19 protein-coding genes are annotated in these 21410 nt (G+C 39.4%); 17 read left to right on the top strand and 2 right to left on the bottom strand.

Annotated features, from left to right (window positions below; genetic code table 11):
* Nucleotides 1–27 precede the first annotated feature (27 nt).
* The 3 genes from ACYVHJ_RS22315 to ACYVHJ_RS22305 all read left to right on the top strand — a co-directional run bounded on the left by ACYVHJ_RS22315 (nucleotide 28) and on the right by ACYVHJ_RS22305 (nucleotide 2029).
* Nucleotides 28–606, top strand: coding sequence for an O-methyltransferase (locus tag ACYVHJ_RS22315; protein WP_460519489.1), 579 nt, complete (start codon nucleotides 28–30; stop codon nucleotides 604–606).
* Nucleotides 607–745: 139 nt separating this feature from the next.
* A complete protein-coding gene (locus tag ACYVHJ_RS22310) occupies nucleotides 746–1204 on the top strand; it encodes a DUF1569 domain-containing protein (RefSeq protein ID WP_339901838.1) in 459 nt (152 codons plus the stop codon).
* A gap of 291 nt (nucleotides 1205–1495) precedes the next feature.
* Nucleotides 1496–2029, top strand: coding sequence for a hypothetical protein (locus ACYVHJ_RS22305; protein ID WP_339901837.1), 534 nt, complete (start codon nucleotides 1496–1498; stop codon nucleotides 2027–2029).
* Between the two features lie 180 nt (nucleotides 2030–2209).
* On the opposite strand, the gene ACYVHJ_RS22300 is transcribed toward ACYVHJ_RS22305, so the two are convergent.
* A complete protein-coding gene (locus tag ACYVHJ_RS22300) occupies nucleotides 2210–3178 on the bottom strand; it encodes a LamG domain-containing protein (RefSeq protein WP_460519485.1) in 969 nt (322 codons plus the stop codon).
* 216 nt (nucleotides 3179–3394) lie between these two features.
* Between ACYVHJ_RS22300 and ACYVHJ_RS22295 the strand changes: the two genes are divergently transcribed.
* Together ACYVHJ_RS22295 and ACYVHJ_RS22290 are read left to right on the top strand one after the other, a co-directional pair.
* Nucleotides 3395–4909, top strand: coding sequence for a sulfatase family protein (locus ACYVHJ_RS22295; protein ID WP_460519482.1), 1515 nt, complete (start codon nucleotides 3395–3397; stop codon nucleotides 4907–4909).
* Nucleotides 4910–4926: 17 nt separating this feature from the next.
* On the top strand, nucleotides 4927–8754 hold the full coding sequence (locus ACYVHJ_RS22290; protein ID WP_460519479.1) for a PVC-type heme-binding CxxCH protein: 3828 nt from the start codon (nucleotides 4927–4929) through the stop codon (nucleotides 8752–8754).
* 6 nt (nucleotides 8755–8760) lie between these two features.
* On the opposite strand, the gene ACYVHJ_RS22285 is transcribed toward ACYVHJ_RS22290, so the two are convergent.
* Nucleotides 8761–9414 carry a hypothetical protein gene (locus tag ACYVHJ_RS22285; protein WP_460519476.1) on the bottom strand — a complete coding sequence of 218 codons (654 nt, stop codon included), beginning with the start codon at nucleotides 9412–9414 and terminating at the stop codon, nucleotides 8761–8763.
* A gap of 370 nt (nucleotides 9415–9784) precedes the next feature.
* Here ACYVHJ_RS22285 and pdeM point away from each other — a divergent pair, with 370 nt between their 5' ends.
* The 12 genes from pdeM (at nucleotide 9785) to ACYVHJ_RS22225 (ending at nucleotide 21361) form a co-directional block, all read left to right on the top strand.
* Complete coding sequence (gene pdeM / locus ACYVHJ_RS22280; RefSeq protein ID WP_460519473.1) at nucleotides 9785–10489, top strand: ligase-associated DNA damage response endonuclease PdeM; 705 nt, start codon at nucleotides 9785–9787, stop codon at nucleotides 10487–10489.
* Between the two features lie 42 nt (nucleotides 10490–10531).
* Nucleotides 10532–11422 (top strand): cell division protein FtsX, encoded by an 891-nt coding sequence (locus ACYVHJ_RS22275; RefSeq protein WP_339901916.1) that lies wholly within the window; start codon nucleotides 10532–10534, stop codon nucleotides 11420–11422.
* A 5-nt stretch (nucleotides 11423–11427) separates the two neighbouring features.
* A complete protein-coding gene (locus tag ACYVHJ_RS22270; protein WP_041934845.1) occupies nucleotides 11428–11631 on the top strand; it encodes a DUF3098 domain-containing protein in 204 nt (67 codons plus the stop codon).
* Nucleotides 11632–11636: 5 nt separating this feature from the next.
* Nucleotides 11637–12431, top strand: coding sequence for an undecaprenyl-diphosphate phosphatase (locus ACYVHJ_RS22265; protein ID WP_339901913.1), 795 nt, complete (start codon nucleotides 11637–11639; stop codon nucleotides 12429–12431).
* On the top strand, nucleotides 12431–13120 hold the full coding sequence (truB, locus tag ACYVHJ_RS22260) for a tRNA pseudouridine synthase B (RefSeq protein WP_460519467.1): 690 nt from the start codon (nucleotides 12431–12433) through the stop codon (nucleotides 13118–13120). The genes ACYVHJ_RS22265 and truB overlap by 1 nt, the downstream gene beginning before the upstream one ends.
* The gene (locus ACYVHJ_RS22255; protein ID WP_460519464.1) at nucleotides 13107–14060 is read left to right on the top strand and encodes a bifunctional riboflavin kinase/FMN adenylyltransferase; all 954 of its coding nucleotides are present in this window, start codon (nucleotides 13107–13109) and stop codon (nucleotides 14058–14060) included. Before truB ends, ACYVHJ_RS22255 begins: the two co-directional genes overlap by 14 nt.
* Nucleotides 14050–14745, top strand: a complete 696-nt coding sequence (locus ACYVHJ_RS22250; RefSeq protein WP_460519462.1) for a CoA transferase subunit A — start codon at nucleotides 14050–14052, stop codon at nucleotides 14743–14745. Before ACYVHJ_RS22255 ends, ACYVHJ_RS22250 begins: the two co-directional genes overlap by 11 nt.
* Before the next feature lie 12 nt (nucleotides 14746–14757).
* Nucleotides 14758–15426: a 3-oxoacid CoA-transferase subunit B gene (locus ACYVHJ_RS22245; RefSeq protein WP_339901909.1), complete on the top strand. Its 669-nt coding sequence runs from the start codon at nucleotides 14758–14760 to the stop codon at nucleotides 15424–15426.
* 57 nt (nucleotides 15427–15483) lie between these two features.
* The gene (gldC, locus tag ACYVHJ_RS22240; protein ID WP_339901908.1) at nucleotides 15484–15825 is read left to right on the top strand and encodes a gliding motility protein GldC; all 342 of its coding nucleotides are present in this window, start codon (nucleotides 15484–15486) and stop codon (nucleotides 15823–15825) included.
* 563 nt (nucleotides 15826–16388) lie between these two features.
* Nucleotides 16389–19280, top strand: coding sequence for a TonB-dependent receptor (locus ACYVHJ_RS22235; RefSeq protein WP_460519457.1), 2892 nt, complete (start codon nucleotides 16389–16391; stop codon nucleotides 19278–19280).
* A gap of 12 nt (nucleotides 19281–19292) precedes the next feature.
* Entirely contained in the window at nucleotides 19293–20759 is a 1467-nt protein-coding gene (locus tag ACYVHJ_RS22230) for an SGNH/GDSL hydrolase family protein (RefSeq protein ID WP_460519454.1), read from the top strand.
* Between the two features lie 5 nt (nucleotides 20760–20764).
* Nucleotides 20765–21361, top strand: coding sequence for a nucleotidyltransferase family protein (locus ACYVHJ_RS22225; RefSeq protein WP_339901904.1), 597 nt, complete (start codon nucleotides 20765–20767; stop codon nucleotides 21359–21361).
* Nucleotides 21362–21410 lie beyond the last annotated feature (49 nt).

Below are 21410 nucleotides of genomic sequence, written 5' to 3'. Positions count from 1 at the left end.
ACCAATAATTGAATAAAAGCAAAGCTTATGGATCAATCTCAAATAAAGGACATTCCCGCATTGTATTCAAAAATTCAATCCAAAGCCAAGGAGATAGGATTCATCATGCCTTCAGATCTCTATATAGGTAGTTTGCTGAAAACCCTTATCTCATCCCGTATTAATGCCAATATCTTAGAAATTGGCACAGGAGCCGGCTTGTCATTGGCATGGATGGTGGACGGCTTATGTGAAAATTCTCAACTTACTACCATTGACAATGACCCTCAATTAACCAATATTGCAAAGGAATTTTTCGAAGAAAACCCAAAGCTTAGCATTGTATGTGAAGACGGAGAAAAATGGATAGAAAATTATGAGGGTCCATTATTCGATTTGATTTTTGCGGATGCTTGGCCCGGCAAATACAGCCATATAGATGAAACCTTAGCCATGGTTAAGCCTGGTGGATTTTACGTGATAGATGACATGAATCCCCAAAAAAACTGGCCTTTAGGACATGCTGAAAAAGCGGAGCAATTGATAAAAACCCTCGAAGAAAGAAATGATTTCAACCTTACAAAAATGAATTGGTCAACCGGTGTAATACTTATGACCAAAATATAATAAGGATAATAAACCCTATTTCGATTCAAATTTTATATGTTACGAAACAAATTTATCACCGTTTCATGAGGGCATTATAATTTGAAAATCGTAAATAGCATATAAAATCACCCTTTACTCAACTAACTACAATACAACAATGGCCTTACCCAATATTTTCGATAAAAATGTTACTGAGGGATTAATTGCTAGGATCAATCAATTGAAAGCTGACACCCAACCGGAATGGGGTAAAATGACTGCCCCACAAATGCTTGCCCATTGTAATGTGACCTACGAGATGGTATTTACAGACAAACATCCCAAGCCAAATTTCTTTATGAAATTTATTTTAAAACTGTTTGTTAAAAAAATTGTGGTAGGTGAAAAGCCATACAAAAGGAACTCACAAACCGCACCGGCTTTTTTAATAACTGATACCAGAGATTTTGAGAAAGAACGCAAAAGACTCATTGATTATTTAAATCAAACACAGGCATTGGGTGCAAAGAGCTTTGATAATAAAGAATCCAATTCTTTTGGTAAGCTAAGTATAGAAGAATGGAACAACATGTTTTACAAGCACCTTGACCACCATTTAACTCAATTCGGGGTTTAATTTTTATTTCTATAACTACCTGAATTAAACGGTTTTTCCTAACCTTATTTTTAAAACCCTGCATCCAGGGTCAATAAAAATTGTGCCTATTATTTCAGGGAAGCAGAGAGGAAATTGGGCAAAATAAGAAGTTTGGCATCCGGTATTTTATATCCGGTAAAGTAAATCTTTGATATTAATTCTGCAAGCCATATACGGTCTATAAAGAAATCCATCTCTAAATAAAACTAAATTCATCGATATAGTTTTAAATCCCAGAGGAATAGTTTATTATAGTAGTTGAATCTTGAAATGAACCCTAAATTAGCCAATATGCATCTATTCAATTATAAGCGAAGAAACCTGGGTACGGGTATTCACCTTTTAGGTGCAATTCTATTATTGGCAAGTTCTATTGTTCTGCTTAGCTCTGTGTTTATTGAAGCAGCAGATAATCTCCAAAAAACCTTATGGGTAGGTTTAAGTGCTTTTACTGCAGGACTGATTATTATCAACACTTACGAGGGCACTTTAATTGATCTGGATAACAAATCCATCAAGGAATATTTCTCCTTTTGTGGATATAAAACCGGGCATTGGCAAAAACTACCTTCCGTAAAAGCCATTAAATTGGTCCCTATTGAAGAAAAGACATCCAATACGCCCAATGGCATAAGTCCTACAATCAGTTCTATAAAATTCAGTTATCAAATCGTTGTTTCCTTTTTACCGAAAAAACTAATTTACACCTATTCCTACAATAGTAAATCAGAAGCTCAAAAAAAATACAAAATGCTTAAAGAGAACCTTTTGATGGATGAATTCAATGGGCCTCTTTCCAAATAAACCTGAAATAATACCTATTTTTTCTGTTGAAACTTAACACTGAAGCCCCCCTGTAGGAAAGGCCTCCCAAAAAAATTAGGAATAAGCATTGCTATTGCTCCCCAGTCAACAATCTTTAAACTTTTTTTCCATAAACTCATTTCGCCTACCCTAGAGGGCTTAAAAGGAAAACAGCTGTTGCTATTGTTCTTTATTCATGAATGGGTTTTCGACCATGGTTTTTTGAAAAATTTCACTAATCTCATTTTCAGTTAATTCCCTATCAAAAACAGCCAATCCCCCAATTTGCCCATTGAAAAAATTGCCCATCCCTCTGGACAGAACCACAGCGCCAACGGTAAAGTCGGACCCGTTGTCCCCCATTCCATCTTTAAATAAATAAGGGTTTTTAGAATGGATCAATCCATCAGGCAATCCTTCAAAACCTTTGGTATTATTAATAAGCTCAGGTGCCCTTTCCTCAAAAACACCATCCAAATAGGCCTTTATGTATTCCCCGTCATAACTAAAGGCAATATTATGCCATTTTCCTTTGGTTAGTTTTTGCTTACTTGCGGCATAATCACAGCTGTATGGGAAAGGAGGCGTAGGCCCTCCTGAGTAAGAAATATGACCACAGACTTGGGACGCTCCATTGTAATGAGGAAGATCTACAAATAACCCATACTGTCGTTTCCCTCCGTCGGTATACTCGTTCCACATTCCACCAACAAATCCGGTTTTCCCTTCCCATTTTACCCATGCCATTACCGTTACCCCTTGATTTTTACCATATATATTTAAATCCGCAGTTTTTTCATGACCTAAAGAAAAATACGCTTCATTCTCCATTAGCGCAGAATAACCAGACAGGGGGCCTTCAGGTATCCGTTGGATCTCACCGTTCATTTCCTTCAAAGGAAATCCTCCCTTTCCTAGGGCCTTTCTGGCCTTTCCACCTTCCTCCTTAAAATCCCAGAGGGCTACAAGTCCATCCATTTCTTGAAGGCCTGCAAGCTGATTGTCTTCCTTGCAACTCATTAAGGTAAACACGCTTAAGGAAAAATATAATAGACGTGAATAACGCATAGCAATTGTATTATTTAATTGATCATGTATAAGTAAGGCAAAGAATACCACCAGCCATACATTCCAAATAATGTTCAACATTACTTTTTTTCTCACAAAAGAGCTTTCACCTTAGTAAAGTTGGGATTAAAATTACTATATAATGTTTTACCCATCAAAATTCCTAGCGAACCCAATATTATGTATATTGTTGACTTGTTTGTCATTTAAAACAAAATCCAAAACCTCTATATCATGAAAAGGCAATTTAATAGATATTGGCTTACCAAAAGCATCATTTTTAGCTTTTGTCTGTATATGACTGCGTGTTCAGAAAAATCAGAAACTAAAATCAAAGTTGCCAAGAAACCTAATATAGTGTTTATCTTTACTGATGATCATGCTTACCAAGCCATAAGTGCTTATCAAAGCCGTCTTGCAGATTTGGCCCCAACTCCCAATATAGATCGCATAGCGGCTAATGGTATTCTTTTTAACAGCGCATATGTCACCAATTCTATTTGTGCTCCCTCCAGAGCAACTGTACTTACCGGTACACATAGCCATGTAAATGGACATCGGACCAATGGTGACACTTTTGATGGCAGTCAAATTACCTTTCCAAAACTATTAAAAGACAATGGATACACCACAGCCCTCATTGGTAAATGGCATCTAAAATCTACCCCAACCGGATTTGATCATTGGGAAATACTTCCCGGACAAGGACATTATTACAATCCTGATATAATATCCGCCACAGACACCAGCATAGCTGAAGGTTATGTCACAGATATTATTACAGACAAATCTTTGGAATGGTTGGATGAAAACAGTAAAGGTGATAAGCCTTTTATGCTAATGTTACAACATAAGGCTCCCCATAGAAAATGGGAAAAAGGACCTGCGCATTTGGATCTTTATGAAGACCTCACCTTTCCTGAACCGGAAAACCTTTTTGATGATTATTCAAGGCGAGGTACTGCGGCCAAAACACAGGACATGAGCATAGAGAAAACCATGGACCTAGCTTCTGACCTTAAGGTTTGGACAGAAGCCAATAAAAAGGGGGCCATATTTAACCGAACCTATGCAAGGATGAATGCAGAACAACAGGCAAACTGGGATGCAACCTATGACCCGATTATTGCGGATTTCCAAGCACAAGACCTTGAGGGAAAGGAGTTAATACAATGGAAATACCAAAGGTATATGAAAGACTATTTGGCCACCATAAGGTCCGTTGATGATAACGTGGGACGAGTTCTTGACTACTTGGAAGAAAATGGTTTGACAGAAAATACCTTAGTAGTTTATACCTCAGATCAAGGCTTTTATCTCGGAGAACATGGCTGGTTTGATAAGCGTTTCATGTATGAAGAATCCTTCAGAACGCCCTTATTGATGCAGTGGAAAGGAACGATTCCTTCCGGAATCACCAATGACCAATTGGTATCTAACCTCGATTTTGCTCAAACCTTTTTGGACATGGCCAAGGTTCAGGCACCAGACCGTATGCAAGGCAAAAGCCTATTGCCATTGATGAAAGGTAGTAAACCGGAAAACTGGAGAGAATTTCTGTATTACCATTACTATGAATTTCCTGCCGTACACAGTGTCCGAAAACACGAAGGAGTAACCGGTGAACGGTATAAATTAATGCATTTTTATGAGCTTGATGAATGGGAACTTTACGACTTAAAGGAAGATCCAAGGGAAATGAAAAACCTATATTATGAATCCTCCTATGACTCCCTCAAATCTGCTATGACCGATCGCCTAAAACGTATCAAAATGCATTATGGAGTGATCACACCCAAAAGTAATTATTAATACCAATTGAACCCCCCATGCGCTTATCCTACCTTTTCTTTTTTACGATTTACATGACTTTCGCTTGCAGCCCGGGCAAAAATAAGGACACAGATCAGTCAGCCAATACTAAAGCTGACCTCCAGCTCTTGATGGACAGCTCGGACGAACAGTTAAAAGTTTATAACAAGGCTAATCCCGACAAGCCTCTTCTTGTTCAGGTAGCAGAAGCCCAATTCAGGCCCTACCTTCATCCCATCGTAGCTCCGGATGGAAAAGGAATTCTAACAGAAAAGAGCCCTGATCACCACCAACACCAAACTGGAATTTATTGGGGGTTCACTCGAGTAAATCAAAGGGATTTTTTCCATAATCCCGGAGCGGACCATTGGAAGAAAGTGGCTGTGAACATACTAGAAAATGAGGGTGAAAATGTTTCTTGGCAAACGGTTTATGAAATGCTGGATAGTTTGGGAAGGCCATTGATGACAGAAACTCAAACCTGGAGTCTCAAGGTTCAGGGGGAAGAATATTTACTGGATTTGGAGTGGCGTGGAAATGCTGCCCAAGACATTACCCTAGGTAAATACGATTATGGGGGACTTTTTATTAGAATGCCATGGAAAGAAGGAATGAAGGCAGCCATCACCAATACTGCCCGACAAGTCAATGAAAAAGCGGAAGGAGAACATTCCATGTGGGTGAATGTGGGAATGCAGGTAGAAGGTAGATCAGAGATGGCCAATATTGCAGTTTTTGATCATCCTGATAACAAAGGCTATCCGCAAAAATGGCGAGTAGACCAACAGTTTGGCCTTGGACCGGCCTATACACGTGACGAAGACTGGAAAATTGATAGTGGAGCTACCCAAATTATCAAACATCGACTACTGTTCTATACCAAAGCCTTCAATGATGTGGAAGTAACGGAGGCCTGGGCAGCTTATACCGGAAGGGAAGGCATGTACAATACTGCTTCCTTATGGCAAATGGCAAGAGACGAGGGCAGAAAAGCCAAATTTTTAACCCCCGATGAGGCAGTTGAGGAAATGACTGTAAAACCAGGATATAAGGTGAATGTTTTTGCTTCAGAACCCATGATAAGCCAGCCGATGGCCTTTTGCTGGGATGATAAAGGGCGGCTTTGGATAGCTGAAAACAAAGATTACGAGTCAAGACAGCATGGTTTTTCAAACAACGGCAACAGCCGTATCCTTATTTTGGAAGACACAGATGGTGATGGAAAGGCGGATCAAAAGAAAGTTTTTATGGAAGGGCTGGCATTTCCTGCAGCTTTAGCTGTGGGCTTTGACGGGGTTTATGTAGGAGCACCGCCCAACCTTCTTTTCATTCCTGATAAAAACCAAGATGACAAAGCAGATATTGAGGATATTGAAGTTTTGCTTACCGGATGGGGAATAAGAGACCGCCATGAAACATTAAATAGCCTTCAGTGGGGGCCGGATGGTTGGCTTTACGGGCTACAAGGCTTTGCTACTCCATCAAAAATCAGGAAACCAACTGAGAAAGAAAAAACCAAACTCTATTACCATAAAGACCCATTTCCGGAAGACTTACTTGAAGCAGATGGGGTAGACATTAATGGAGGAGTTTGGCGCTATCACCCTACCAAGCATAGTTTTGAGGTAGTCGCTCATGGCTTTAGCAATCCCTGGGGAATTGATTACGACGCCAAGGGCCAACTCATTATGTCGGCCTGTGTAATCCCTCACCTTTGGCATGTGGTGCCGGGAGGGATTTATCATCGGCAAGGAGGGCAACATTTCAACCCTTACGTGTATGAAGATATCAAAACAATAACCGACCATAGTCACCGTTCGGCCCATGGAGGGGCTAGAATTTATCAATCAGACGCTTTTCCTAAGGAAGAAAAAGGGAAAGTTTTTATGGCCAATATCCACGAACATGCAGTCTTATCAGACAGTTTAATACCAAGTGGGTCAAGTTTCATTGGCAAGCATTCGGATAATTTCCTTATGGCAAACAATGCCCAATGGGTGGGTTTTAGTATGGAAATAGGTCCGGAAGGCGGCCTTTATGTATTGGATTGGCACGATGCAGATATCTGTGGTCAAGAAGTCCTTAATAGTGAAACAGGTCGGGTTTTCAGAATTATGCCTAAAAACAACCAAGCCAAAAACTGGAAAGGGAGGTATACTGACCTCAACCTCCTGACAGATATGGAACTCGCTGGCTTACAAAGCAGTGAAAGTGACTGGCATGCAAGAAGGGCCAGAGGGATTCTACAGAAACGAGCCTATTATAGTGAAATAAAACCAGATGCCATTCAGGCATTAAAAGCTCTATTTTCAAGTACAAATCCTACCGATCTGAGACTAAAGGCACTATGGACCCTACATCAAACCAATACCTTAACGGAAACAACCTTGCTGTCCTCCCTGAGCGACCAAGACCCCTATATTCGTTCCTGGGCCGTTCAATTGATTTGTGAAAGCAATACTCCCCTACCAAAAGCAAAAGATATAATGGTAGCAATGGCAGAAACAGACCCCTCCCCCATCGTTCGGCTTTATTTGGCCTCTGCCTTACAAAGAGTTCCAGAGGACTGGAAATGGGAACTGGCAGCCCATCTGGTTTCCAGAAAAGAAGACCAAAATGATCACAACATACCCAAACTCGTTTGGTTTGGAATTTCAGATTTAATTGAAAAAGATGAGAGAAAGTTTATGGAATTGGCCGAACAGTCTAAAATCCCATTGCTCACAAAATACATTGCAAGAAGGGCTGTGGACGGCGATGCATTGAAACAACTTGTCCAGGCGATTATTTCCTCTTCCCGTAATCAAACATTATTACTGGAAGGAATGATCAATGGAATGGAGGGTAGAACAGATTTGGTTGCTCCCGACAACTGGAAAAACTTGGAAAGTCAATTAAAGAAGAACCTTGCCACCAAAGGCTTTGCTGAGGATATTGCGGCCCTATTTGGAGATGCTGAAGCCACCCAAAAAGCTTTGGCAAGTTTGAGAAGCAAAAATAGTAATAAGAGAGAAAAAACTAAAGCCATACAATTATTAGCTGCCCGCCAAAAGGGAGAATTGGTACCTATACTTCTCGGCTTATTCGAAGACAAAGACCTGCAAGAAGAGGCCATCAAAGCTGCGGCAGCTTTTGATAATGAGCAAGTAGGCAAAGCCTTGATAGCTATATATCCACAGGCAAGCCCTGAAACCAAAGTTAACATCCTCCAAACTTTATCCTCTCGACCAAGGTATGGAAACCTGCTATTAGATGAAATTAAAGCCGGAAACATCGTTAAAAAAGAAATCCCTGTCACCCTTGCCAGACAGCTTCACCGAGTGATTGGAAGCGGGTTTGTGGAATTCTGGGGGCCAATAGAACATGTACCCAATGATGAGGCAGCCTATGATAAATACCGGTCAATGTTGACAAACAATGCTTTAAAAAATGCAAATCTTAAAGCAGGAAAAGCCCTTTTCACGAACACTTGTGGGTCATGTCACAAAATGTTTGGAGAGGGAGCTGATATTGGACCAGACCTTACCGGATCCAACCGGACTAACACTGATTATATTTTATTGAACGTCTTGGAACCAAGTGCTGAAATTCAGGACGCCTATAAATTGGTTGTAATCACCACCATGGGAGGACGAACCTACACCGGGAACGTTGTAGGAGAAAACGCCAGACAAATCACTTTAAAAATTGCCGGCCAAGAACCTGTAAAAATCAATAAATCAGCAATTCAAAGCAAAGAAGTCACCAATGTTTCTTTAATGCCTCCGGGTCTTTTTGAGTCCCTTGGTGCGCAGGAAGTAATTGATTTAATGGCATATTTAAAAAGTCCGAGAAAAATTAATTAGCATCATTTAATAAAATCCATGGTTAATTTTAATCCTCAAACCTGCAGAATTACTCAGCATATGTATCCATTTTGAGGATTGTAATCCCCAATTGGGCCGATCCCCAATATAATATCCTAAGTCATATGCAAATTGGTAGTAAATGGTCAGGTAAGGGTTGATCTCAAAATTCACCCCAATTTGGGGAGAGAGAACGGCTTTGGTATATAGGTTGGTGGAACTTTCGGTAGATATCACAACCTCCTGATCAGATTTTAGATTGATAAACTGAAATCCCACTTCACCTCCTGAAAATAGCGAAATATGGTCATTGACAAAGTAATCATAGCGAAACAACGCTTTTGGTGACAAAACTTGCTGATAAGGATTACCGGGAATTTCTTCGCTATTGACCCTGTAAACCTTAAAAACCTCAAAATTAAACCCATAACTAAACGAATGTGCGAGTCTGTAATCATTTACATGGTGATTAAACCCAAATGCATACCCTAAGGAAGGGTTAGTAATCCCTGAATGGTCACCCAATAAAATCTTTTTGGTCAGTCCCCCACTAATCTCTGCTTGTTGGGCTGTCAGATTATTAGTACTTAAACCAATGAGTAGAAGCAAAATGAAAAGAGAGGCTTTGCTTTGTATGAAACTAAATTTTCTTTTATTCATAACAGCTGGTTTTCGTTAAGAGAGAATTTTCCAGTAATGGAAAGACAATAGTTATTCCATAAATGCTAGCAACAATTATCAACCCGAAATGTCAATAGGCTCCTATTTCATCATCCGGGTTCAAGGAGCATTTAAAATAAGCCACTTTAATATTTAAACAGGGAGGTGATTTTATGCCAGAAATGACATCCGAACTTCTAGTAAGTAAAACGCTATTCCCTTGGAATTTATTTTATTGTTTTGAGCAAAAACCACAAAACCAAAGTTTTTAGGTTTAAGAATCTATATGAATGCTTAATATGTCCGCTGGCTTTAATTGTCCTACAATTCTTATTATTGATACCAATCATCAATAGAAAAAACTATCTTTGTGCCCAAGATTTTTAATCCCTTGACAGCAGAATTGGACGGAAGATATATTTGGCAACATGAGTTGGTCAGCCTTCATTTAATGAAGGAAAAAGCCATTTGGTTAGAGAAGGAGAATGCACTTTTATTGGCCGATACGCATTTTGGGAAAGCCGCTCATTTTAGAAAAGCCGGAATTCCTGTTCCTGAAAGTATTCATTTAGATGATTTCCATAGAATTAGCTCGCTTTTGAGTAAAACTGGAGCTTCCAAAGTTTTCTTTCTTGGTGATTTATTCCATAGTGAAAGCAACGAAAGCTGGTTTACTTTACTTGAATTTATGGAATTATTTCCTGAAATAAATTTTCATTTGGTAATGGGGAATCATGACATATTGCCGGATAGCCTATATGAAAGTAGTGCTTTAAAAATCCATAAGGGCAATTTACTACTTGGTAATTTGGTGTTAAGTCACGAACCTCAGGAGGGGTTGCCGAAAAGTAAATTGAATATTTGTGGGCACATTCATCCGGGAATTGTGATAAAGAAAAACAGTAAACAAAAATTCAGATTACCGGCTTTTTATTTCAAAAACAACTCCTTGATATTGCCGGCTTTTGGTCAATTTACCGGCCTCTATTGTATGGATTTAAAATCTGCTGAATGTGCGATGGTGACCACCCTTGAAAGGGTTATTCCAATCAAATTAAATAATAAGGTTGGTTAAGTAAATATACCTGATTAATTTTGACAAACACATAATTATGTGATGGCCAAATTAAAGAGAAAAAAGACGAGGCTGGGAAGTTATAAATTTGCCAGTGTATTATTCAGTATCACCCTTTCGTTGTTGATGATGGGTATATTTGGGGTCATTGCCATTCAGGCAAAAAAGCTCACTTCCATCATCCGTGAAAACATTGAGGTGCAGGTATTTCTTAACAAAGATCTACCACAGGCCTCTATTGATAAACTCATCGAGCAAATGGGAAAAAAGCCCTATGTCTTAAAGAAAGAGGCTGGTCCTGTATTGCGCTTCACCAGTAAAGATGAAGCAGCAGAAGTTTTTCTCGAAGAGGTTGGGGAAGACTTCAACCAGTTTTTGGACGACAACCCCCTAAGAGATTCTTTTACATTTTCTATTAATGAAGAGTCTCAAACAGCTGAAAAAATCCAGCAGATCGTTGCAGAAATTGAGGCTACCCCCGGTGTCTTTGAAGTGACTTATATGCAAGATGTTGTTTCTTCAATCAACGAAAACCTGCTCAAAGTGGGGATAGTAATGGGTGCATTAATCTTAATTTTGCTGGTAACCGTGGTTATTTTAATTAGTAATACGATTAAACTAGCTTTATTCTCACAACGGTTTTTGATCCGTAGCATGCAATTGGTAGGGGCTACCAAGGGCTTTATAAGAAGGCCTTTTTTATGGCGTGCTTTTTTATATGGAGCTTTAGGAGGGGTATTTTCCTCTACAATTATATTCAGCCTTTTGGAATATGGCAAAAACTTTGTCGAAGGCTTACAATTACTTTATGATATTGAATTGCTTGCCATATTATTTGGAAGCTTAATTTTATTGGGGGCACTGATGTCTTGGATCAGCACCTACAGATCTATCAACAAATACCTTAACATGTCACTGGACGAATTGTACTAAACATTATGAAAAATAATCCATTGCCTTTTTCGAAAAAAAATTATCAACTCATGCTTATCGGGATAGCCATTATCACTATTGGCTTTGCCATTATAGGATTGGACAAAACCACTCATGGGTTTGGATTTATGGGTTTGACGCTGGGGCCTATTGTTGTATTGTCAGGTTTTCTTTTTGAATTTTACGCTATTTTTTATAAAACCAAATAAATAAAATGACCATTTTTGAAGCAATTATCTTGGGGATTGTTCAAGGCTTAACTGAATTTTTACCTGTATCCTCCAGTGGCCATTTGGAAATCGCCGGAGCTCTTCTTGGTAGCAATTCCTTACCTGAAGAAAGTTTACTTTTTACGGTAGTTGTTCATTTTGCAACTGCATTAAGTACCATTGTAGTATTTAGAAAGGATGTCGCCAAATTATTGGCCGGTCTATTCCAATTTAAAAACAATGAAGAAACAATGTTTTCACTGAAAGTTATTGTTTCAATGATTCCTGCTGTGGCGGTTGGATTGCTTTTTGAAGAGCAATTGGAACAATTTTTCGGAGGAAAAGTGGTATTTGTAGGTTTTATGCTACTGGTCACTGCACTCCTATTATACCTTGCAGACAAAGCCAAAAACACAGGCAAACCGGTTTCCTTCTTTAATGCTGTCATCATTGGTATTGCCCAAGCTATTGCCATGCTTCCGGGAATTTCTCGTTCAGGTGCTACCATTTCTACCTCAGTCTTGTTGGGTATAGACAAAAACAGAGCCGCTAGGTTTTCCTTTTTGATGGTGGTACCACTTATCTTAGGAAAAATAGGCAAAGATGTCTTATCCGGGGATTTGACTTACCAAAGTGATCAATTTGGAAGTATGATTATTGCCTTTTTAGCCGCTTTTGTTGCAGGACTGGCTGCTTGTACCTGGATGATCCAGTTGGTAAGAAAAAGTAAATTGAGGTACTTTTCAATTTATTGTGTGATTGTAGGAATACTGGCCATTGTAGCCGGAACATATTATTGATGGACAAACAGCAAAAACCATACGGAGAAGTATTTCTTATCAATAAGCCCTATCAATGGACTTCATTTGATGTTGTAAAGAAGCTTAGAAATACCCTCAAAGTAAAAAAAGTTGGCCATGCAGGCACACTTGACCCTTTGGCCACCGGACTATTGATCGTTTGTGCTGGAAAGGAAACCAAAAATATCGAAAAATATCAAGCCCAAAAGAAGGAATATACCGGCACATTTGTTTTGGGTAAAACTACTGAATCGTTTGATTTAGAACAAGAGGTCATAACAGTAGCAGACCCTTCTCATTTAACGAGGGAAGATATTGAAGAGGCCGTAGCAGAGCTTACAGGAGATATTATGCAAATCCCTCCCAATCATTCCGCCATCAAAAAAGATGGTAAAAGGGTGTATGAATCAGCAAGGAAGGGAATCACGGTAGTGCTTGACCCCAGACCTGTAACCGTAGAAGCTTTTGAAATAACAAGCATCGCACTACCGGAAATTCATTTCAGAATTGTTTGCTCCAAAGGCACTTATATTAGAAGCCTGGCTAGGGATTTGGGTGACAAATTGGAAGTAGGTGCTTACATGTCGGCACTTAGGCGAGATGCCATTGGTGAATTTAAACTTGAAAACGCTTGGCAACTAGAGCAATTGATAGATAAAATCAAAAAAGAGCAAAATGAAAATCTATAAATCTCTTGATGATTTTCCTGACATTCAGCGGCCAGTAGTTACCATTGGTTCTTTTGATGGGGTTCATTTGGGCCATCAAAAAATTCTCAAAAGAATCAACAATATTGCGAAGTCCATTCATGGAGAAACCGTTTTGGTATCTTTTTGGCCACACCCCAGGATGGTGCTTTTTCCTGAATCCCATGGGATTAAATTACTGTATAGTTTTGATGAAAAGGCAGCACTATTGGAAAAATTTGGTGTAGATCACCTTATCAGTATTCCTTTTACCAAGGAATTTTCGATGATGGAATCTAAGGATTTTATTGAAAATATTTTGGTCAAGAGAATAAAAACAAAAAAACTAGTCATTGGCTATGACCATAGGTTCGGAAAGGGAAGAGAAGGCAGTTTTGCACACCTACATGCAGAACAAGAACGGTATAATTTTGACCTGGAAGAAATCCCTAGGGAGGATATTGATGATATCGGGATCAGTAGCACTAAAATCAGAAAAGCTTTAAAAACAGGGAACATCGTCAAAGCAAATGAATTTTTAGGTAGACCCTACAACCTCCAAGGCAAAGTAATCGAAGGAGATAAAATTGGCAGAACAATAGGTTTTCCCACGGCAAATATCCAACTTAATGAACCCAATAAACTGGTACCAATGGATGGGGCTTACCTCGTTAAGGTAAATATCGATAAGAATCTTTATAATGGTATGCTGAATATAGGTATGCGACCCACAGTATCCGGTGAACACAAGAATATAGAAGTAAATATTTTGGATTTTAACCAAGACATTTACGGTAAAATAATAAACCTAGAATTGTTAGAATTTTTAAGACCCGAAAAAAAATTTGAAAGCCTGGCAGCCTTAACCAAGCAATTGAAAACAGACCAGGAAAAAGTGGTGGATTTTTTTTCGACGAAAAATAAAAGTACTAATGATAAATAAAACTGTTAAAAACGGTGTTGAAGCAGTTTCTGATATAGAAAATGGTGCTGTTTTACTAGTAGGAGGCTTTGGTCTTTGTGGGATCCCAGAAGCCTGTATCAATGCACTTCTACAAACAAATTTAAAAGGGCTAACCTGTATTTCCAATAATGCAGGTGTAGATGACTTTGGCGTAGGTCTTCTTATCAAACAACACATGCTGCGAAAATTAATATCCAGCTATGTGGGAGAAAACCTGGAATTTGAAAAACAATTTACAACAGGATCTTTAGAGTTAGAATTGATTCCTCAAGGGACACTCGCCGAACGAATAAGAGCCGGAGGAGCAGGAATACCCGCATTTTATACCCCTGCCGGCATTGGCACGCATGTGGCAGATGGAAAAGAGGTCAGGGAGTTTGATGGTCGTTTGTTTTTACTGGAGCGCTGGATTAAAGCAGATTTTTCATTGATCAAAGCTTGGAAAGGGGATACTGCAGGAAACCTTATTTACAAAGGCACTGCCCGTAATTTTAACCCCCTTATGGCTACTGCCGGTAAAATTACCATTGCAGAGGTTGAGGAACTGGTTCCGGCAGGTGAGTTGGATCCCAATCAAATTCATACACCAGGAATATATGTTCAGCGAATATTTCAAGGGGATGGTTATGAAAAAAGAATTGAAATTAAAACCGTTTGTAAATAATCTTTACTCCGCATGCTAAGCAAAAAACAAATCGCTCAGAGAATCGCCAGTGAGATCAAAGACGGTCAATATATCTACCTTGGGATAGGGATTCCTTCTTTGATTGCCAACTATCTTCCTGAACAGTTACAAGTGGTATTCCAATCAGAAAATGGATTATTAGGCATAGGTCCATACCCCGAAGAGGACCATATGGATCCCGATCTAATCAACGCAAGTAAGGAAACCATATCAATGGTCAAAGGCTCCTCTCTTTTTGATTCTGCAGAAGCATTTGCCATGATAAGGGGCGGGCATATAGACCTATCCATTTTGGGGGCTTTAGAAGTTTCAGAAAATGGTGACATCAGCCACTGGAAAATTTCATCCGGCCTTATCAAAGGTGTGGGGGGAGCCTTGGATTTGGTAGCTTCAGAGGCCAAACTTTATATAGCCATGCACCATTGCCACAAGGATGGCTCCTCAAAACTCCTGAAGCACTGCAAGATGCCAATAACAGGAATAAAATGTGTACAAAAGATATTCACTGATCTGGGCGTATTTACTGTATTACCAGAGGGAGGTTTTAAACTTTGTGAAAGAGCTCCGGGTGTGAGCATTGAAGAAATAAAAGCAAAAACCGAAGGAAGACTCGTTGTAAAAGGAGAAATTAAAGAAATGGAATTGTTTGACGCAGAATAGTGAAGTCCCTTTGCGATTTCTTTCTTAATTTTGCAGGCATAAATAGAATAATAAAAAATGAAAAAATCTGAAATTAAGTTTACCGTTACTCTAGATGATAAAAATTTACCGAAGAGTATAGAATGGGATGCTACAGACAAGGAAAGTGAAGGGCAAGAATCAACAAGGAGCATAAGCTTGAACGTTTGGGATACACTTAATCAAAGTACTTTAAGAATTGACCTTTGGACGGAAGATATGTCTGTCGCTGAAATGAAGAGATTCTACATCGATATTTTGGGAGGTATGGGGCAAAATATACTCAACAGTACTGGAGACGAATATTATGCAGAAGAAATTAAAGCCCTTTGTGATCGTTTGGTAAAACATGTAAACGAGGAAAACGCAAAACAAAAATAATTTACTAGCTTAAATAGTGCACACATGTAATAGGATAAGCCCTTGGGTTTATCCTATTTTTTTTCTCCCAATATCCGGCACCAAATACTTTTAACCCGAGAGGATACAATAGAGCTTCTATTAAGCGCTAAAATCGCTCCAAAATCAGCCACTTCATTGCACTTTTCAATTTCTCCATAGAGATGTTTTGCTAAAATCACGAATATGCTTAGTTTCCTTGTGATTGCATCGCTTCTCCCAAACACTAGAAATCCTATTGCGAGATCCGAGTTAAAACTGATTGAATACCCGGCTATATTTTCCGCCATTACCTTTTATTCAAAAAATCAATTAGAAATTAAGGGGCAAATATTTTAAAGAAGCAAAATCGAAACAAATAACTATTAGAATAGTAATTGAAACAGCCTATTATTTTACAAATATTATCGTAAATTAATAGAAACATTTGATTGGACAACATCACATTTCTATTACTTAATACGGAAATGCCTTATTAAGAGATACTGAAGTTGAACGAGAATAGTATATAATCACTTTCATTTAACACCTAAACCCATTGTGCCATGAATACTAACCAACAACGAAAGGGTTTCCGTTATTACTCCCTATTGATCGGGCTATTGGTTTTTTCAATAAGCTTATCTTATGCTCAAGAGAATACTACAATAAGTGGTACAGTCAAAGACCAAGATAACGGTGAAACCTTAATAGGGGTAAATATACTTGTGAAAGGTAAAGTCTCCGGAACTATAACTGATGTAAATGGCAAATTCTCGATAACAGTAAGCTCTCCTCCCCCAATTACTTTAATTTTTTCCATGGTGGGCTTTGCCAGTCAAGAAATAAATATTACTTCAAGCAACCCTCCTCCTTTGGAGGTGGCCCTTTCAGAACAAACCTTTTTGGGGCAAGAAGTGGTTGTTTCTGCTTCTAGAGTAGAAGAAAGCATCCTCCAATCACCGGTTTCCATAGAAAAAATGGATATTTTAGACATCAGGGAGGCTCCAGGAGACTCTTATTATAAGGCCATTTCAAACTCAAAGGGAGTAGATGTCACCAGTTCATCCATTAATTTCCAAATTTTGAATGCCAGAGGCTTCAACTCTACAGGAAACACTAGGTTTGTGCAGCTCACAGATGGCATGGACACCCAAGCTCCTTCATTAAATTTCCCTATTGGCAACCTCAATGGGCCATCTGAACTTGATGTAGAAAGTATCGAGTTTATACCCGGTGCTTCTTCTGCCTTATATGGACCCAATGCATTCAACGGCATACTTTTGGTAAATAGCAAAAACCCTTTTGAATACCAAGGCTTGAGTGCCTATTACAAGCAAGGAATAAACCATATAGGCACCGCCACAGGCGAACCAGAATCTCCTAAACCCATGTACGAAGGTGCCATAAGGTATGCCAAGGCTTTCAATAACAAATGGGCATTTAAAATCAGCGCTTCTTTTATGCAAGCAGAAGACTGGTACGGCACCAATGCCACAGATTTAAATGCAGTATCCCAAGGCGACCTTCCCTTCAACCCAGGGGCAAATTTGGTACATACCTTTGGGGATGAGGTATCCAATAATATTGGACTCTTAAGGAATGTAACTGCCATACAACAACAAGCAAGTCAACTGGGCTTAGGTGCTTATATTGGTAGCATTCCGGATCAGGTGGTTTCTAGAACCGGCTATCCGGAGAGAAATTTGGTTGATTATGGAGCAAGCAATTATAAAGTCAATGGTGCATTACATTACCGTATCTCAGATAATGCGGAGATTTTCTACTCTTTAAATTACGGTTCAGGTACTTCAATTTACACGGGTGCCCAGAGGTATTCATTGAAGGAATTCTTTATTACCCAACACAAATTAGAACTTAAAGGAGACAATTATTTTATTCGGAGTTATACAACCAGAGATAATTCAGGGAAATCCTATATTTCAGATTTAAACGGAATTTTGATCAATGACACTTGGAAAGACAATTCTACATGGTTTGGAGAATACACCCTCAATTATTTAGGAGCACTTGCCAATCAACAAGTTGCACCAGGAAGTTTAGGGAGTATAGAACAACAAACTGCAGCTCACCAGTTTGCCCGTCAACAAGCGGATGATGGAAGGTATCTTCCCGGAAGTGCTGAGTTTAATAGCACAGCTCAGAGCGTTAGTGGGGATTTTATTCCGGAAGGCTCTTTATTTTATGACCGGTCAAGAATGTACTTAACAGAAGGCCAGTATGATTTTAAAAATGAAATAGATTTTATGGACCTTCAGGTTGGTGCATCTTATAGAATCTACGACCTTCGGTCTAACGGTACCATTTTTGCCGATGGAGAGGGCAATGACATCACCATCTCAGAAATTGGTGGTTATGCCCAAGCCACTAAACGCCTATTCCAAGAGCAATTAAAGGTAATTGGCTCATTGAGGTACGACAAAAATGAAAACTTTGAAGGCCAGTTTAGCCCCAGGATATCAACTGTTTTCACAGAAAAAAACCACAATTTTCGGTTGTCCTACCAAACAGGTTTTAGGATGCCTACTACCCAAGCCCAACACATAGATTTAAACGTGGTTTCGGCCCGGTTAATAGCAGGTTTACCATACTATAGAGACAAGTATAAGATTTTTGAAAATGGATATTCTTTGGCTTCAGTTCTGAATTATACCGCAGCAGTGGCGGAAGGTGCCAGTCCTATAGGCCCTGCAGCTACAGGATTGTTGGAACAAGTAACCTCCCTTCCTGCCTTAAGGCCTGAAAAAGTAAAAGCATTAGAAGCTGGTTATAAGGGATTGTTGATGGACAATAGGCTATTGATTGATTTTGCATATTATTACAACCGATACAATAATTTCATCTCCCAAACCGCCATTAGGAAAGCTCCGGGTCCGGTTTATCCAGGTGCTGAGGCCGGTTCTGATGAGGCAGCAATTAATGCTGTCAATGCACCAAGTCTGCTCACTCCTATCACAACACCCGGACAAGAAAACACCTTTCAGACTTATACCAATATCATAGACAGAGAGGTACGTGCACATGGTTTGGTATTAGGAGTCAATTTTAATTTACCTAGAAATTTTACCATCGGTGGAAACTACAACTATAATGAATTGCTTACAGAATTTGAAGCAGGATACCTTTCGGAGTTTAATACCCCTAAACACAAAACAAATATCATCTTCGGTAATCGAAAACTAACAGATAAATTAGGGTTCAACTTGGCCTATAGGTACCAATCCGCCTTTAGGTGGGAGTCTAGTTTTGCCAGAGGAAATGTGCCGGAAATACACAATTTGGATGCCCAGATTTCTTATAAGGTAAAGCGATTAAAATCAATATTAAAATTAGGAGGATCCAATGTACTTAACAACCGGTACTATCTGAATTTTGGTGGCCCTACCTCAGGAGCCATTTACTACCTATCCATCACCTTTGATGAACTGTTGAACTAAACCAAAAAAACCATGATACGATATCGCTTACTTTTCAAATATTTGTCCATTGGTTTGTTATTTTCATGCCAATACGAGTTTCCTGAGCCGGGTCAATTGAGCCCAGATCCCGGGCAAGCAGATTTCTCCAAAATGGTGACCATCGGTAGTTCTATTACCGCCGGCGTAATGGATGCAGCCTTGTACAATCGCTCCCAACAAAACTCCTATGCTGTAATATTGGCCACTCAAATGAAAGAGACCGGAGGTGGAGATTTCAATGTTCCCGAAATCAACGCAGAAAATGGAGACTTGATCCTTAGCCCCACAGGAGGAGCACTGGGACGATTAATCCTTACCCTAAATCAAAATACCGGTAGCATATTGCCCACCCCGATAGTTCCCGGGGATGCCCTCACCACATTTTCAGGGGACAAAACAGCTTTAAACAATTTTGGGGTAAATGGTCTTACCCTGGCTCAAGCTTTACTTCCTGCTTCCGGTAATATTCAGGAATCTTCAAACCCTTTGTTTAACCCTTATTATGCACGATTTGCCAGTAACCCAGGTAATTCAACACCCATAGGAGATGCGGCATCTGCCTTAGCTGATGGTGGTACTTTTTTCGTTTTTTGGTTGGGAAAAAATGATGTTTTACCCTACGCCCTGACCGGAGGTGCCATTCCTGAACTATTAACCAGTGAACAAGATTTCTCCCTTCGCTATCAAACCGCTTTAGGCACTATGTTGCAAGCAAGCCCAGAAGCAAAAGGTGCTATTGGCAATATACCAAACATCAATGAACTGCCTTATTTTAGTACGGTCCCTTGGAATGCATTGCCTTTAGACAATTTCTTGGCAGGCCTTGCCAATAGTGTTTTTACAAATTATAACAGTGGTCTAGACAACCTGGCTACAGCCGGAATGATTAGCGATGCTGAAAGAGATTTACGAAAAATAAATTTCTCTGCCGGACAAAACGGATTTTTGATTGATGATAAAACTTTAACTGACCTTTCAGAAATGGGCCTACCACCTATTAGGCAAACCAATGTAAATGACAAGGTTGCTTTGACTACCGGACAAATATTGGGTTCAAATTCCGGTGATGATCCTACTTTAATTTACGGGGTTACAGTGCCAATTGCCGACAACTACATAATGCTTCCTTCCGAACAGGCTGAAATGGAGGCCCAAATAAATGCATTCAATCAAATCATCGCCACTACAGTCTCAGCCAACGAGAACCGATTGGTTTTGGTGGATACAAAAAACCTTCTGGAAAGAATCGGACAAGGTGCTCTAACCGCAAATGATATCGCCATCTCCAATTCTATCTTGCCTCCCTATGGTGTTTTTTCCACAGATGGTGTGCACCCAAATGCCCGTGGAAGTGCTGTGGTAGCCAACCATTTTATAGAAGCCATCAATGGTAAATGGAATAGCACCATACCTGTGGCCAACCCAAATGCTTATATAGGAAATGATCTGCCTCGCTAAGAAACATGAAAACAGGTACCATCATATTGGCTGCAGGAAATTCCAGCAGGTTAGGTAAGCCCAAACAGCTAATTCCCTATAATGGGACTAGCCTCTTGCAAAACATTGTCAACATTACATTGGAGGCAACTAATGGCCCGGTATTGCTTGTAGAAGGGGCAGGAACCTATCCTCTTAGACCACATCCCAGATTAAATAAGGTGATGAATAATAAATGGGAAAGCGGTATGGGGAGTTCAATAAAATTAGGCTTAAATACGCTAGTAAGCCAAGCACAAATAACACAGGTATTGGTGCTTTTATCAGATCAGCCATTCGTAAGTATAGCGTTAATCAAGAGTTTAATTCTTAAGAAATCCAAAAATCCCAAAGCAATAGTTGCTTCTTTTTATCAAGACGCACCGGGAGTGCCTGCTATTTTTGATCAATCTGTCTTTCAGCAATTAAATTCTATTCCGGATAAAGTTGGGGCAAAAAAACTGCTATTAAACAATCCGGAGCAATTGTCCTTGGTTAGATTTGATGCGGGCAATATTGACATTGACAGTCCTGAAGATCTAAAAGCATTTAAAAATTCAGATTGGGAGTATTTTAATAAATAAGAGCTAAAAATGCAGCTATAGCTAAAAACGAGGTCCATAAGGTAAATCG

This window comes from Cyclobacterium sediminis (genome assembly GCF_054781075.1).
This window is presented reverse-complemented; position numbering and strand designations above follow the sequence as displayed.

Coding starts and splice junctions, on each gene's coding strand:
- ACYVHJ_RS22265 (WP_339901913.1), top strand. CDS start 11,637: ATGACCATTTTTGAAGCAATTATCTTGGGGATTGTTCAAGGCTTAACT.
- ACYVHJ_RS22250 (WP_460519462.1), top strand. CDS start 14,050: ATGATAAATAAAACTGTTAAAAACGGTGTTGAAGCAGTTTCTGATATA.
- ACYVHJ_RS22245 (WP_339901909.1), top strand. CDS start 14,758: ATGCTAAGCAAAAAACAAATCGCTCAGAGAATCGCCAGTGAGATCAAA.
- truB (WP_460519467.1), top strand. CDS start 12,431: ATGGACAAACAGCAAAAACCATACGGAGAAGTATTTCTTATCAATAAG.
- ACYVHJ_RS22300 (WP_460519485.1), bottom strand. CDS start 3,178: ATGTTGAACATTATTTGGAATGTATGGCTGGTGGTATTCTTTGCCTTA.
- ACYVHJ_RS22305 (WP_339901837.1), top strand. CDS start 1,496: ATGAACCCTAAATTAGCCAATATGCATCTATTCAATTATAAGCGAAGA.
- ACYVHJ_RS22235 (WP_460519457.1), top strand. CDS start 16,389: ATGAATACTAACCAACAACGAAAGGGTTTCCGTTATTACTCCCTATTG.
- ACYVHJ_RS22225 (WP_339901904.1), top strand. CDS start 20,765: ATGAAAACAGGTACCATCATATTGGCTGCAGGAAATTCCAGCAGGTTA.
- ACYVHJ_RS22270 (WP_041934845.1), top strand. CDS start 11,428: ATGAAAAATAATCCATTGCCTTTTTCGAAAAAAAATTATCAACTCATG.
- ACYVHJ_RS22290 (WP_460519479.1), top strand. CDS start 4,927: ATGCGCTTATCCTACCTTTTCTTTTTTACGATTTACATGACTTTCGCT.
- ACYVHJ_RS22255 (WP_460519464.1), top strand. CDS start 13,107: ATGAAAATCTATAAATCTCTTGATGATTTTCCTGACATTCAGCGGCCA.
- ACYVHJ_RS22275 (WP_339901916.1), top strand. CDS start 10,532: ATGGCCAAATTAAAGAGAAAAAAGACGAGGCTGGGAAGTTATAAATTT.
- ACYVHJ_RS22285 (WP_460519476.1), bottom strand. CDS start 9,414: ATGAATAAAAGAAAATTTAGTTTCATACAAAGCAAAGCCTCTCTTTTC.
- ACYVHJ_RS22310 (WP_339901838.1), top strand. CDS start 746: ATGGCCTTACCCAATATTTTCGATAAAAATGTTACTGAGGGATTAATT.
- gldC (WP_339901908.1), top strand. CDS start 15,484: ATGAAAAAATCTGAAATTAAGTTTACCGTTACTCTAGATGATAAAAAT.
- ACYVHJ_RS22315 (WP_460519489.1), top strand. CDS start 28: ATGGATCAATCTCAAATAAAGGACATTCCCGCATTGTATTCAAAAATT.
- ACYVHJ_RS22295 (WP_460519482.1), top strand. CDS start 3,395: ATGACTGCGTGTTCAGAAAAATCAGAAACTAAAATCAAAGTTGCCAAG.
- ACYVHJ_RS22230 (WP_460519454.1), top strand. CDS start 19,293: ATGATACGATATCGCTTACTTTTCAAATATTTGTCCATTGGTTTGTTA.